This is a genomic window from bacterium, from assembly GCA_017744355.1.
Classification (GTDB): domain Bacteria; phylum Cyanobacteriota; class Sericytochromatia; order S15B-MN24; family UBA4093; genus JAGIBK01.
This window is the reverse complement of the sequence record JAGIBK010000002.1, coordinates 174,902-189,418: the sequence shown is the minus strand read 5'-3', so window position 1 is coordinate 189,418 and position 14,517 is coordinate 174,902. Positions and strand designations below refer to the sequence as shown.

At 60.7% G+C, this 14,517-nt stretch carries 11 protein-coding genes; 5 read left to right on the top strand and 6 right to left on the bottom strand.

Annotation, left to right across the window (positions count from 1 at the left end; translation table 11 throughout):
- Window positions 1-247: 247 nt before the first annotated feature.
- Window positions 248-793, bottom strand: coding sequence for a hypothetical protein (locus J7643_06415; protein MBO9540209.1), 546 nt, complete (start codon window positions 791-793; stop codon window positions 248-250).
- Entirely contained in the window at window positions 786-1,229 is a 444-nt protein-coding gene (locus J7643_06410; GenBank protein ID MBO9540208.1) for a hypothetical protein, read from the bottom strand. Before J7643_06410 ends, J7643_06415 begins: the two co-directional genes overlap by 8 nt.
- Before the next feature lie 109 nt (window positions 1,230-1,338).
- On the opposite strand from J7643_06410, the gene J7643_06405 reads away from it, so the two are divergent.
- Window positions 1,339-1,755: a hypothetical protein gene (locus tag J7643_06405; GenBank protein ID MBO9540207.1), complete on the top strand. Its 417-nt coding sequence runs from the start codon at window positions 1,339-1,341 to the stop codon at window positions 1,753-1,755.
- A gap of 336 nt (window positions 1,756-2,091) precedes the next feature.
- Window positions 2,092-2,496 carry a hypothetical protein gene (locus J7643_06400; GenBank protein MBO9540206.1) on the top strand — a complete coding sequence of 135 codons (405 nt, stop codon included), beginning with the start codon at window positions 2,092-2,094 and terminating at the stop codon, window positions 2,494-2,496.
- Between the two features lie 202 nt (window positions 2,497-2,698).
- Here the strand turns inward: J7643_06400 and J7643_06395 are convergent, their stop codons facing one another.
- Window positions 2,699-3,913, bottom strand: a complete 1,215-nt coding sequence (locus J7643_06395) for a hypothetical protein (GenBank protein MBO9540205.1) — start codon at window positions 3,911-3,913, stop codon at window positions 2,699-2,701.
- Window positions 3,914-4,652: 739 nt separating this feature from the next.
- Here J7643_06395 and J7643_06390 point away from each other — a divergent pair.
- Window positions 4,653-6,218 (top strand): hypothetical protein, encoded by a 1,566-nt coding sequence (locus J7643_06390; GenBank protein ID MBO9540204.1) that lies wholly within the window; start codon window positions 4,653-4,655, stop codon window positions 6,216-6,218.
- A complete protein-coding gene (locus tag J7643_06385; GenBank protein MBO9540203.1) occupies window positions 6,215-8,572 on the top strand; it encodes a hypothetical protein in 2,358 nt (785 codons plus the stop codon). Before J7643_06390 ends, J7643_06385 begins: the two co-directional genes overlap by 4 nt.
- Here the strand turns inward: J7643_06385 and J7643_06380 are convergent.
- The 3 genes from J7643_06380 to J7643_06370 are packed head-to-tail and all read right to left on the bottom strand — an operon-like array spanning window position 8,562 to window position 13,524.
- Window positions 8,562-9,257: a hypothetical protein gene (locus J7643_06380; protein ID MBO9540202.1), complete on the bottom strand. Its 696-nt coding sequence runs from the start codon at window positions 9,255-9,257 to the stop codon at window positions 8,562-8,564. The genes J7643_06385 and J7643_06380 overlap by 11 nt on opposite strands.
- A 2-nt stretch (window positions 9,258-9,259) precedes the next feature.
- Window positions 9,260-10,279 carry a hypothetical protein gene (locus J7643_06375; protein ID MBO9540201.1) on the bottom strand — a complete coding sequence of 340 codons (1,020 nt, stop codon included), beginning with the start codon at window positions 10,277-10,279 and terminating at the stop codon, window positions 9,260-9,262.
- A gap of 20 nt (window positions 10,280-10,299) precedes the next feature.
- Window positions 10,300-13,524 carry an IPT/TIG domain-containing protein gene (locus J7643_06370; GenBank protein MBO9540200.1) on the bottom strand — a complete coding sequence of 1,075 codons (3,225 nt, stop codon included), beginning with the start codon at window positions 13,522-13,524 and terminating at the stop codon, window positions 10,300-10,302.
- Window positions 13,525-13,884: 360 nt separating this feature from the next.
- Between J7643_06370 and J7643_06365 the strand changes: the two genes are divergently transcribed.
- Complete coding sequence (locus J7643_06365) at window positions 13,885-14,448, top strand: protease complex subunit PrcB family protein (GenBank protein ID MBO9540199.1); 564 nt, start codon at window positions 13,885-13,887, stop codon at window positions 14,446-14,448.
- The last annotated feature ends 69 nt before the right edge of the window (window positions 14,449-14,517 follow it).

Below are 14,517 nucleotides of genomic sequence, written 5' to 3'. Positions count from 1 at the left end.
ACCAACAAGAAAGCCCGCCGGGTGTGCGTCCGGCGGGCTTCAGCTCAGAGAGGTGGTGTGTGGTTGATGGGGGTATCTTGCCACACCTCAAGGCGAAAAGCCGTTGCCCGTGCCGCCCTCGAAGGGTGAGTAAGCTATCGCTCGGTTGGGCGCTCTCTTAGTCAAGGAAAAATCGCCACAGAGACCATCCTGGCTTGAAACCAATGAAACAGATGTAACGAGTTTTGTTTCACGGGCAGGTCGAAGGCTAATCCCCGCAATACAACCTAACCTTCACCAGGCGCCCGTTGATGAAGCTGAACGTCGCAGAGTTTCCCGCCTCATCGGCTGGTGCATTCCTGTAGTTGTAAAACTCCAGAGTCCTGTTGCCCTTTACTGATTTGTCTTTGCTGGGCTTTCCCAAAAGCGCTGTTACTCTCTGCGGTGAGTCTCCTAGACGGATTCCAGCCTCGAGCAAATTGATCGGAAGAATTGCCTTTACTGGCTTACAGCCTGACGGCAAAGCAATCCCACGAGTTAGAGTCAACTCCCAAACCACAGCATCAGTCCCGGTCACAAGATGCAAGGTCATTGCTCCATCTGGAGCGATGTAGTATCTGCCACCAAAAGCGCCTTCTTTGCCTACAAAGAGACCACCGCCTAATCTGGCTACAACCTCTTTGTCATCGGTTCTTCCAACAGTAATCCCCGAGCAGGTATCGGAAATCCCTCCCCAGCCAAGGCTATACGCGCTATCAGGCAGAGCACACTGGGCAATGGCAACAAACGACAAAACAAAGATGAATTTATTCATCCTGGGATGACCTGTCAGGAGCATTGGCTGGGATACGCAAAGTCGATGAAGTTTCAAGATGATGCCACCAATGCTTGCATCCATCCTTACAACTCGTCGCTCTACGCCGCTGATCAGCAATCTCAAACAGAGCCATCAGCAGGCGGAAAGATTTCAGATGCTCATCCGGAGGTAGCAGGTCAAGACGACAGTGTTTAACGCCGTCCTTGCGGAGCACAATACACGGCGTAAAGGTTGGCCGCAGGCGAGATTGTGTAATCGATTCCTGAATGTCTTCATCACGAGCGCCCGCCTGGGAAGAAAGGTAGATCAGTTCTCGAAGAATCTCCTCTTGGGCGGCCTCTAGCAGTGATTCAAACCAAGCTACAGCCGCCTCGAAAGGGAGAAGGCCCTGAGCGACTTGGTTTAAAAATATCTCATCTTGACGCGAAATCATCTCATCACAATCGTAGCATGGCAAGCAGGTAATACCTGCCCAATCATGGGTAAGATCTACTCGCAAGCATTTGTTCACAGCAACGTAAACACTTCGGAGATCGCCCTCTGTGGATATGACCGCCTCTCCAACCTTGAGAATTCCGCCTCTGGGGCGCAACAAGCTCATCCTCAGCAATCCTACGTTCTCTGACACTCTGATAGACGAATTCACAGTCTCTCTTGAAGTGGATGGATTACAAGCCACAGCAACAATTGAAGACTACTTGGGCGGTGGTCTACCTGAGTTCTTCCATGACTTGGCAGAGCATTGGCAGGGATGGTCAGGGGAAAAGGTCTGGAAATCGCGAGATGGCGTTCTTCAATTCGCCTGCACGTCTACTCGTTCGGGTAAATACCAGCTTGCAGTTTTCCTAGATCCGGCTAGATCGATGAGCAAACCTTGGACGGTCAAAGCAACTATTGAGTTGGAGGCTGGGAAATTAGATCAAATTGCGGCATCTTCTCAGGCGTTCTTTGCATTCTAGGAATAAAAACACAATGACCTTTACAAACATCGCAAAGAAATATCTTGAATACACCAAGAAGAGTCTTCCTGTATTTTTACTATTCTCACTAGTAGTGTGGATAATTGCATATATTAGCCTTATTCACAGTGATGCGATGAGCTTAGCACTATCACACCTATATATCGACTCTTACATCATAAAAAAATTCGGAAAACCAGAGTTCGTATTGCTTATCCCAATTGACTCATACTATCAATACGTTAATGGAACTGGCGATTCTGAATTACGCTTATGGATTCATGGAACAAAGAAAAGCGGTCAAGTTCTTGTAAGACTAAAAAAAGATAACGGTATTTGGAAAATATCAGAAATTCAGTGACTATGGAAATATTCGGCACGAAACTGCAAGACCTCTCCTTTCCTGATAGCCAGGTAACAGAGATGCGTCTTGATATGGAGCAAGGACAATTTGAGGTTCTGATCGATGGAGCTCATCTGGATGCCGAAGATGCCCATGGAGGTTCGGTCTTGCCGGAAGGAAGGCTCCTAATCGAAGACTGGGAATCTTTGGAGATACGACAGTTCAACCCTGTGTCCGAGACTTGGGATAATGTTCCGATCAAAAGCGCAGACGGATTGAAAGACCTGTGTGAGGTCTCCTTCAAGACGAACATTGTTCTTCGTGGCTTTTCCGCCAAGTCGGGCCAATGGACGGAATACAAATTTACTGCGCCCAAGAGAGCCAGATTTATCTGTTAACGGGTATTCCATAACCAATCGAAAGCCCGCCGGGTGTACGTCCGGCGGGCTTCAGCTCAGAGAGGTGGTGTGTGGTTGATGAGAGTATCTTGCCACACCTCAAGGCGAAGAGCTGTTGCCCATGACGCCCTCGAAAGGTGAGGCTGATATTGCCCGGTTGCTCACAAAACCCATCTAGCAGGCCCACGCGCGATCGCGCCCTTTAAAACTCGAGCGCGGCGAAGTATCCCGGCCAGACTTGAACGTTGGCCGACGAGTACAGGGGTGAGTTGGTGAGCGGATTGTTCGCCAGGGACGCGGCCGACAGAACGTTGAGCGAGACACCAACCTTGGCCGCCAGGTGCGGCGCCAACCGGAAGCCGATCGACTCGCGCAGAGTCTGCAGGACGCCCGAATTGCGGAACGAGTCAGGCGTCAACATCACGTTCCCACTCAAGAGCTCGAATTGATTGTAGAAGCCATTGCCAAGCTCGCGGTTGAAGCCAAGACCGAGTTGGAGCGCGTAAAGCGGGGCACCGGTCTCCGAGCGATAGCCGACTGACGCGATCGAGTAGGCGCCCAGACCGCCTGAATTGACGGCAATCTGCGTGAAGCCGTTGTTCTCGTAGAGGGCCTGGGCCTCGAGACGGCCCTTGCGCACATAGCTGAAGATCCCGACCGGCACACCGTCGAGGTCATCCGCGATGTTCACCAGACCAATCTGCGCGCCGTCGACGCGGCCACCCGCGACATTCAGCAGGCCCATCTGGGCCCCGGCGGCGTTCCCAGCGACCGTGTTCACGAGACCTGCCGCTTGAGCGCCCCGGAGCGAACCCTGAGCGACATTGACCAGGCCAGCAGCCTGCAGCCCATCAAACGAGCCGCCCGCAACGTTCACGCCGCCCGCCGCCTGAAATCCCGAAACGCGCCCACCAGCGATGTTGAGCACGCCTGCCGCCTGTAAACCCCTCGTATCACCGCTGACCAGGTTTGCGCCACCTGCTGCCTGAAAGCCACTCGTGTCGCCGCTGACCAGATTGGCGGCACCTGCTGCCTGCATGCCGCTCACGGGCCCCGCGACCAGGTTAGCGATGCCAGCCGCCTGGAAGTAGTTCACCGGGCCACCAGCCAAGTTGAACGCCCCGGCCAACTGCGTACCGTTGACGTAGCCGTCCTTCATGTTGAAGACGCCGCCCATCTCGAGGCCGTCGAGACCATACGTGCGACCGCCGATGATGTTGAGCCCCAATCGTGGGGAGACGCGCCCCTCGAACTCAGAGGCGAACTCGAGCGGCGGGAACAGGGCCACGTTGACGGAGATATGGCGCACGGGCACCGAGCCGGTTGCCACGGCCGCATCGGTCGCGGCCAAGGCGGGCATCGGAATGAGGATCAGCGAAGCGAGCAAGGCGCCTTGCAAGGTCGAACTAAAATGCAAATTGGCCTCCTGATAATATCCCCGGCATATGGATAGATACGGGGCGCAAGTGGATGGAACGAGATTCGATCGCCCCTATGCAAGTAATATCACTATTCATAGCACACCAATTCGCCAAAAATTCACATGAATAGCAACTCTTAGCTATCAATATCCCGAAATGATATTCGAATTATCAATATTCTGAGATGTAGTGTCCGCTCGAGTTCAAACCCGCTTAAGATGCCAAATCCCCCTCCTGTGGAAAGCAGAAAGCCCACCGGATATACGTCCGGCGGGCTTCAACTCAGAGAGGTGGTGTGTGGTTGATGAGAGTATCTTGCCACTCATCGGCCTGAAAAACCGTTCTCCAGGGCACCTCCCAGGCGTGAGGTTACTATCGCTTGCTTGGAGGCTCCATCGGCAGGAAAAATCGCCGAAAGCGCTATCTCAGGCTAAAGCCGTTGTGGCCTGCCCCTATTTAGCCCCTGTCAGAATTTACGTCTCAGCCTGACTTCCGCTCGCATTGCCCGAGGGAACTTGTTCAAGCAATGATACTGCGCCCAAAATTAAACAAATAACGTTCAATCGGTATAATATGAACTCTATGGTCACCACACCGCACGCTTTCTCGGACGTTTCGCCGCCTGCAGATCCATGCACCGTGGTCCTGAGTGCTGGGCCCGGGGCTGGCAAGACCAGGCTTCTAAACGCCTGGACCGAGACCTGGCCGGATGCCCGTAGGGTCAGCCTCGCAGACATGCGGGATCCCCGACAACTTCAGGCGGCCGTCTCGGGGCTCTGGCCCGAAGCGGCAAGCAGGACGGCTGAACTCCTGGCGCGCTTTCCTTCCTTGCCCTGGGGAGCGGCCCTGGGGCGCGCCTTGGACGACGTTCTTCCAGAAGCGCGCCTCCTCCTGGATGACGCGCATGGCGCCGAGACCGTCCTGGACGATCTCCTGCCCCTGTTGCGCCATTTCCCCGAAGGCGGCTCGTTAGTGTTGGCTTCACGCCATCGCCTCACGGAGCTCGGTCGGGAGGTGACGCATCACTTCGATGCCAAGCACCCGATCTGGCAGACGCGCATCGAGCCCGCACACCTCCTGGAGCTACCCGAGGAGCTACTAGGCCATGCCCTCGCGCTCCACTTACTCGGCTCTCAGAAACCCGATCTCGAGAGCCAGGAACTCGTGAGACGCAACGTGGCGCTGCCAGGCCTCGACCACACGCACCACCTGCATCCGGCCTGGGCCTCGGCGGCCGAGCGGTGTCTCGCGTTCTCCCTTTCTCCGAAGACCTGGGAGCGGCTCGAAAAACTACTGGCCGCTTATGCTGAGCGCACGCTACGCACCACAGAGGAGCGCTCGCTGGCTGCGGTGCTCGCGCGCATTCCCTCACAGCTTCTCGCCGAGCGCCCCACCCTCGCCAAGATCGGTGATTGGGCTTCCTCATCGACCGCGGCGATCCCAGGAGAGCGCAGGTACCATTACCAGGCATATCGCGAGTTGCGCGATCGCTATGCCCAGGCGATCGCAAGTGACGAGAGTGCTCAGGCCCAGGTGTTCGCAACGCGCATGATCGCGCTCGCCACGCGTCACGGCTTCCATCGGGACTTGCTGGAGGCTCACGTGGCCAAGCTCGAAGCCCAGCTCCTGCTCGATCCGGCGCTACCCTTCGAAGCCCTGCTGGACGTTCCAGGCGAGGCTTTCAGCGATCTCTCGAAGGTTGCCCGCTACGAGCGCTGCTTCGCGCGCCGTGCCGCCGCGCTCGGCGAGGAGGCCTTGGCCCGGCGTCTTGGAGAGTGCGATGAGCCACTCCATCAGCGAAAGCTCGGATTTTGCTTGCGCGCGTTTGGGCCGCTCGAACTCTTGGCGCCGGATGGCTCTGAGGTCAAGCTGCCGCGCAAGGCAGCACGCGTGCTTCTGGCCCTGCTGACGCTGAATCCGGAAGGGATGTCGGCCCGAGAACTCGCCCAGCGGATCTTCGGTGAAGCGTCCGCCACCCCCAGCGAGGCGCTGCACACGGTCACGTACGCCCTGCGAAATGCCCTCACCTCCGTAGACGGCGAGCACCTGTTCGATGCTTCCGGGGGCCTCTATCGCCTCCGCTGGCATGCGATCGCGTCCTGCGACCTGCATGAGTTCGAGGCCCTGATGCGCAAGGCGGCCGATCTGGAGCAGCGAGGCTGGCCCGAGGCGTCCCGCCTCTTCCGGCGCTTGGCCCGCGCTTACGTCAACGGCGAGCTCTTCGAGAATCTCCCGGACATGTTCGATGCCGAGCGCGCGGACGTCGTGCGTCGCGCCCAAGCGGATGCGAGCGCCGCATGAGCTGGTCCTTCTTGCCGGCTCGACGCCTCCTGCTCACGGCGGGGCCCCGTGCGGGCAAGACCCGCTTGCTGCGCCAATGGATCGCCGAAAGCCCGTCTGAAACACTCTACTTACGCCTCACCCCCGAGGATCGAGACCCCGAGTTCCTCGCTTATCGCCTGCTGGGAGCGCGACCGGCGGCCTACGCGCGTTTCGTCGCCGATCCACGCCCCGCATGGGGGGAACGTCTCGTGGCGGCCCTCGGGCTAATGCCCGACCTCGCGCTCTTCCTGGATGACGCTCATGCGATTGAGGAATCGCCCCTCGTGTCCGGCCTCGTCGAGCTGGCGGAGCACCTCCCGATGTCCTGCGCGCTGGTCGTGGCCTCTCGCCACCGCTTACCCTCCTTGGAGTCCGCCTTGGAGGCCGTCTGGAGCTCGGATCACCCCGCCTGGGACGAACGTCCCACTTTCTCGGATCTGGTGGAATTGCCGCTGCATTTGCTCGCAAAGACCTTCTCGCTCGCGCTCGTCGGAGAAGCCTCCCCGTCGCCTGAAGGGCAAGAGCTCATCCGGCGCAACGTGGCCGAACAAGCAGCAGAGCGTCACGTCCTGCGCAAGCCCTGGCGTCAGGTTCTGGCGGAGATTCAGCCTCACGAAGTGACGCCGTCCGTCTGGGAGGTGGTCGAGCACGACTTGCTGACCTTCTGGGATCAACACCGCTGGACCATCCGGGGCGAGGGGATGTTGGAGAAAATCGCACGCCTACCCGCGTCGAGCCGGGCATTGCGGCCGACGTTGCTCGAGATCGAGGGACAGGCCTATTTCGACGCATTTGATTACGAGGCAGCCTATGCGCGTTTCGAACAAGCGCTGGCGCTGCGCCCCGCTTCGCAACACGATCAGCAGCGCCTCGCCCTTCAACGTCTCGAAGCGCGCTTCCGCCTCGATGGGGTGCCGCCCGAGGAGGAGCTTGCTTGCATCGCTCCCGCTCTGGCCGATCCTTCTTCCCTCTTGCGCGCACGCGCGCTCCTGAACCAGGGCAGGTGGCTGGCGATCCAAGGCAAGCATCCCGAAGCCGCCCAGTGTTGGGAGGACGTCGCGCAGCTGGGGGCCCAGCCTGATAGGACCCTCGCAATGCTCGGGATCAGGGCCGAAGCCAACCTTCACGCCTGGGCCACGTTGCGTGACGACCTCACGGTGGCTCGCCGGCATCGGCGGCGCATCCACGTGCTGTCACGTCGCTGGGGCTTCGAGCGAAGCACCTCCCAAGCATTGCTTACACGGACCCGAGAGGAGATCCTGGACGAGTCGCGCCCGTCCACCTTCGAGCTGCAATGGGATCCGAGCGTCCCGCTTCCACCCGGAATGCGGGCTTACATGCTCGATTACCTGGGGCATCGCGCCCGCTATCTCGGCGAGGGTGGACTCGCCCTGCGCTGTTTCGACCACCTGGAGCGGCTCGCCTCGACCCACGCACTGAGCTACGAGGTCCAACTCGCCAGGCTGGGACGGATGATGGTCCACACGCAGTCGGGCGAGCTGGCGCGCGCGCGCGCCGAGTACGAGGCAATGGATCTCTCCGAGGCTCCCATGTCATGGGGGGACGCCGCACACGTCTATTGGGTCCGCTGCCTGCTGGAGCTTGGCGAGTACGACGAGGCCGCCCGGGAGATACCCGCCGCGTCGTCTCCTTTCATGCGCGTCCACTGGGAATTTCTACGGCGCTGGCTCGATCACTTGCAGGGTCAGGGAAGCTTGGAGGCGATTCGTGCTCTCGTCGATTCGCCAGAGGGACGATTCCTCCGGCGCATTGAGGCCCGCGCCCTCAGGGATCTCGGCTTGGCGACGCTTCCGCCGATTTTCAAGTTGCGCGTCTTTGGAGCGTTCGAGATCGAGCGCCTTGGCGCACCTGCCCCCGCCTGGCCGCGCCGTCGCTCCTTGGCGCTGCTCGCGATGCTCGGCTTGCAGCCCGACGGCCTCGAGACGGACAAGATAACCGAGCAGATTTTCTGGGACTGGCTGCCCTCCAACCCTCGCGACTCGTTGCATGGCCTGAGTTATGCCGCGCGCAAGGCGCTTCGCTCCATCGGGGGCGAGCACCTCATCGAAAGCAGCCGAGGGCGCCAGCGCCTGGTCGGCGAGGAGTTCGCCTACAACGAGCTGAAAGAGTTCGAGACCTTCTTCCGGCAGGGGATGAAGCACCAAGAGGTTGGCGATCGCGACCTGGCCGCGTACTGGTTCACGATCGCCTTGCACCACGTGAGCGGGGATCCCTGCGAGAACTTACCGGAGCTCGAACCCCGCCTGCTGGAGTCCCTGCGCGATCGAATTCAGCAGGCGCGTCTCGGCGCGGGCTTTCCGCTCAGGGGGTGAGGTCGAGCGTGACGAGCTGGTTGGGCCCAAGGCGCGGGACGCGCAGGAGATGGCTGAACGTTTCGCTCGAAACCTCGAAGGAGTACTCCTCTCCGGCCGGGAGCCTGAGAGCCGTGCTCGGCCCCACGAGGGAGAACGCGCCCACGTAGGCATTCCCACGCTGGACGAACACCATAGCACCGGCGGCGTCCTCCGAGGGCAAAGGGGAACTCACACGCACGATGCCGTCCCGGGTGACGGTGACAGGGACGCTCGCGCGCTGGGTGGGATCGGTGACCGAGGTGGCGGTGATGAGCCCGGTGCCGGCGGCCTCGGGCAGGAGCCGGACGAGCCCAGAGCGATCGACCGTGAGCCAGGTTTCGGAGACGGACCATGTGACCCCATGCGGATCGAGGCTGCCGTTACTGAGCATGACCTCGACCGTGAGCGAGCCGGTGGCAGCAAGCCCGGCAGGGGTCTCGCCATGCGGGTCAGGAGCGTTGAGGTCGAGCTCCTGGGGGTCGAGGGTGACGAAACGAACGGTCGGCACCCCGACAGAAGCGCTCGCAGCCTCACCGCCCGAGAAAGGCGAACCGTGATCGATCGCCGTGACGCCGAACGGCGGGCCGTCCTCGACGGCGCAGGCGGCGACGAGAACGGACAGCAGGGCGAGAACGGCCAGAGGCCTGATGATGGGCTGGGACATGCTCACTGGATGGTGACGGTGAGGCCCTGGTGGCTCCAGGGCCCATAGGTGACGACGAGTTTCCTGGCGCCGAGAGGGATGCCGGCGGGGACGCGCACGGTGAAATCGGAACCCGTGGCGCTCGCGGTGAGCACGGAGCAGGTGGCGCCGTTGAGGGTGACGAGAAGGCTGTCCGTGGCGGTGGGCAGGCCGATCCCGCGGACGGTGAGGACCGATGGGATGGTCGTGCTGGCGGTCGCGGGCTTGACGCTGGTGAGCGCCCAGCCGTCTTGGGCCATGGCGACACCCGAAAGCACGGCGGGATCCATGATCGTCGGGCTCGCAGTCGCGATGGGGTCTCGCAGCATGAGGGCCGCCATGGGGTCGGCATCCAGGGCGAGGGCTCGGCCGACCAGGTTCCAGGCTTGCAGGAACTCCAGCACCGAGATGCTCTCTGTCGCCGGCAGGGAGATCCAGGCGAGAGGCGGTGTGAAGGTCTCATTGCTCGTGAGGCCTCCGGGCGAGGCGGAAGGCAAACCGGGGTCGATGCGGCCCAACAGCGCGAGGTTCTTCGTCTGATCGAGGCCCTTGAGGTTGGAAAGCGCGCACAGGGCGGTCGTGCCGAGGGTGATGTTGGCGTTGGGACCGGTGAGCGAGGCCCAGAGACCGTTCGAGTTCGAGATGAGGGTTCGCATGCGCGCCGCAGGCACCGATGGACGATTCTGGCTGGCTCCAACGCTCAGGCCCTTGGCGGCCTCCAGGAAGTAAGGGCCGACCGAGGGCTTGAAGCTCTTGTCGAAGGTGAAGACAAAGCGTCCATCGGGTCTCGTGAGGGCGGTGACCAGGGTGTTGCCGCTGATCGGGTCGATCAGCGAGACGGTGGCACCCTGGGCGATTTCGCCGCTCGTCGCGGCGACATGGCGGGGGCTCGGGAAGGGCGCAACGGTACCCGAGAGGGTGCTCGGCAGATGGGGCTGCGCGCTCGTGGCGCAACCAGCCAGCATCAGGGCCACGAGAGGCATCAAGGGAGAGGTCGTGCGCATGATAATCGGCCCTCGCAAGCTCAATGGATACGCCGGACGCTGTTGTCACAGGCGAAGTACAGATCCCCGTTGCTGGTGAACGCCATCCCGAGGGGGGGATTGAGGATGGTCTTGGTGGCGAGCGCGCCGATCGCCCTGGTCGTGGAGGTCTTACCGGTGATGACGGTGGCCAGACCATCGGGGCCGACTTTCTGGATACCGGTATAGTAGAAGTAGGGGGAGCCGACGGCGTCGACTGCGATGGCCGTACTGGAGTTGCCGGCGCTCCAGGGGAAGTTGTAGACGTAGCCGGCGATCATGTCACGGCCAAAGTAGCGGCCGTCGACGCTGGGGATCACGCGGTAGCCGTTGTTGATGGCATCCGCAAAGAAGACGGTGCCCTGCTTGTTCACGGCGATCGCCACCGGTGCCCAGACCTGGGTGCTACGGCCGAGGACGGCGTCCTGGGTCACACCATACGAGCCATTTCCCGCGAGGGTGTAGAGGTAGTTGGCGGTCATGGACAGGCCGAAGTAGGTGCCGCCGACACGCGGGATCATCTGGACGCTCGTCAATTCGCACGTGATGTAGACGTTGCCTTGGGAATCCAGGGCGATTCCAGCAGGTAGCCAGAGGCGGGCGGAGGTGGCGAGGACGCCCGTGTCGTAGGATCCCGAGCCGATTCCCGCGATGGTGTAAATGCAATTGGCCGTCATCGCCTGACCGAAGTAGGTGCCGGAAGCCTGGGGCACCATGCGGATTCGATGGTTGAGCCTATCGGCGATGAAGAGATTGCCCTGAGCATCCACCGCCACCGCCCTCGGGCCATTGAGCCTGGCGCTGGTGACGGTGGTCCCGTCCGGGTCGTAGCCGGACGTGCCGGTGCCCACGATGGTGTAGATGCAATTGGCGGTCATGGTCTGGCCGAAGTAGATGCCGGATGCCTTGGGCACCATGCGGATTCGATGGTTGCCAGTATCAGCGATGTAGACGTTGTCCTGAGCATCCACCGCCACCCCACCGGGGGTGTTGAGAAGCGCGTAAGTCGCCGGCCCCCCATCGCCTCCAAAGTAAATTCCGCCGTTCCCCGCAAAGGTGTAGATGTAGTTGGCAATCATGATCTGGTCGAAGTAGGTGCCGCCCGCGCGAGGAATCATCCGGGCGCGCTTGTTATCCGTATCGGCGATGAAGAGATTGCCCTGAGCGTCCACCGCCACGCCTGTCGTAGCACCGAGCGTGGCGGTGGTCGCGAGGATTGCGTCATTGTTGTAGCCGGACGTGCCGGTGCCGGCGATGGTATAGATGCAGTTGGCGGCCATGCTCTGGCCGAAGTAGGTGCCGCCTGTGCCAGGAACCATCCGGATGCGCCGGTTAGCCGCCGTATCGGAGATGTAGACGTTGCCCTGGAGGTCCACGGCCACCCCCCCGATGGTGTTGAATCGAGCGCTGGCGGCGGCGGTCCCATCCGGGTCATAGCCCGCAGTCGCCTTGCCGGCGATGGTGTAGGTGCAATTGGCCGTCATGGCCTGGCCAAAGTAGGTGGCCCCCGTGCGGGGAATCATCCGGACACGATGGTTGCTCGTATCGGCGATGAAGACATTGCCTTGAGCATCCACCGCCACGCCCTTGGGGGCATTGAGCCTGGCGCTGGTGGCGATGGTCCCATCCAGATCGGAGCCGGACGCGCCGGTGCCCGCGATGGTGTAGAGATAGTGGGCGGTCATGGTCTGGCCGAAGTAGGTGCCGCCCGTGCGCGGGATCATCCGGATGCGATGGTTATTCGTATCGGCGATGAAGACGTTGCCCTGGGCGTCCAGCGTCACACCGGTGGAATTGTTGAGCGAGGCAGTGGTCGCGAGGATTCCATCATTGTTGAAGCCGGAGGTGCCGGTGCCCGCGATGGTGTAGATGCAATTGGCGGTCATGGCCTGGCCGAAGTAGGTGCCGGAGGCCTTGGGCACCATGCGGATTCGATTGAAGACGGCGATGTACAGATTGCCGTCGGCATCCGCGGCGAGGCCCGTTACGCTGAGCGCAGCGCTGGTGGCCGGAACGCCCTCCGCGCTGGAGCCGCCGCTCAGGCTACCGGCCACCGGCACGAAGGTATCGTCGGGAAAGACCTTGAAGACCTGGAGATGGCTCGTCACGAACACCGCACCGCCCGAAGCCACCGCGACAGAGGTCGGGAAGGTCGATGGCGATTCCGGGTAGAAGTTCCGGGCCTTGGTGCCCGCCAGGGGGATTCTTTTGCCGGTCGCGTAATCAACGGCGCCCGCGAAGGCTTCAACGACGGGGCCGGGTTTGAAGACGGTGGCGGACGCCACCAGACTGCGCAGATTCCCCACCTGGACGACGATCGTCCCCACGTCGGCGTTGTTGCTCACCTTCACGACGAGCTGGGTGCCGGTGGCGTTGACGGAGACGACGGTCGCCGCGCTCGCATCACCCGCAAAGTAGACCTTGTTGTTCGTCTTGACGGGGTCGAATCCGCTTCCGTACAGGGTGATGGTGGTCCCCGGATCGCTCTGCACGGTCGAAAGGTCGGTGACGAACGGGCCTCGCTCGAGGCGGGCGTAAGTGTTCGTGGCAGTGTCGAGGGCGACGGTCCTCACCGGATCTTGGTTGAGGGTCAGGGCGGTGTCGATCAGGCCCCAGACGCTCGCATACTCGGGCCCCGTGATCCCGCCGGCTGCAGCGAAGGAGTCGGGGGTTCCGACGGTGATGGTGCGTTTGAGCGCAAGGAGCGCGGCCTTGTCGAAGCCCCTGAGGCCCGCGATGACACACAGGGCGGTGGTGCTCTGGTTGATGCGGACGACGTCGCTGCCGTTCGATAGCTTCGTGAGGCTCTGCCAGCCGCTGGACGTCTTGTACACGAAGGTGCGAAGGCGAGCCGCGGGAGCGCCCGCTCGATTCGGTGCGCCCCCGACACTCAAGCCCTTGATCGCCTCGAGCAAGTAGGGAGTGTTCTGGGCCAGGGCCTTGGTGCCGAAGGCCAGGACGAAGTCGCCGTTGGGCTGGGTCAAGGTGGTGGCGATGGTCTGGCCGTCGCTGGGATTGATCAGCGAGACGGTGGCGCCGTTCGCAATCTCGCTGATGGGAGTGCCCTGGGTCTGATAGCCGTCCTGGCCGAGCACGGTGCCGCTCAGGACGGGGGTTGCTTGTGATGATTGAACCGCGCTGGGCAGGTGAGGGCAGCCGACGAGGAGACCCACGAGCAAGATGAGCAGGCGCCAGGGTTTTACGGTATCGCGCACGACGTTGTGCATGGGGTCTCCTCCACGGTCTGATCGGCGCAACCTATCAGCCGACGATCATCAATATATCTGTGGATTCGAGACTCCAGCCGGTTTGTCAGGATTTGTCAGACAGGGGCCGAGGCTTGATGCGAGAAAGCCCGCCGGGTGTGCACCCGGCGGGCTTCAGTTTAGAGAGGTAGTATGTGATTGATGCTCACTCCAATGGCAGGGGCTTTTGCTATACGCCGATACAGATTCCAGAAAATGAAACCAATGAAGCAAATGAAACGCGTTTTGTTTCATGAGCCATTCATGTGATCTATTCTGTTATCAGCAATCAGGATAATTACTTCAGAGAAGACATCCACTAGCGAGGACGGCCGTAGCAACATGACAATAAAACAACTAACTCTCTCGTTCTACTGCATCTCGATGCTCTCAGGCTGCGGCATTGCCAGGAATTTGGCCTCCACTCTTCCAATTGCCCCGAGCATTTCCTTTAGATCGATTGCTCCTCTTGCTGGGGAATACAGCAACCTAGGGGGGAACACACCACGAGGCTTCCGCATTCAAAGCCAAGAAGAGCTGCACGACGCCCTAAACAGCCATCTCGATGAAATACCCGGAATGGTAGATCGAAAAGCTTACGTCGATGGTCTTGTCAGCCGTCTCCCTGTCATCGACTTTACCAAAGACCAAGGGGTTCTCTTTCTGTTTGGCAGCCAAAGCAGTGGGGGCTATGAAGGTAAAATCGCCGCCATCGAAGAAAAATCGGATCGGTTCGTCGTGCACCCAATCTTATGGACGCCCTCATCCGGGATGACCGTAACGGCTACAGTCACCTATCCCTACCACTACGTCGCAATGCCTCGCTCCGAAAAGCCCATGGAGTTTGCTCCAAGGGTTAAGAGAGAACAACCTGGCCCTTGGTATGCCATCTCCTCAGTCCAGTAACACAAAAACTTCTCGAGGCCACCCGGTGTGCGACGGGTGGCCTCGAGAGCGAGAGGTGGTCGTTCGTGG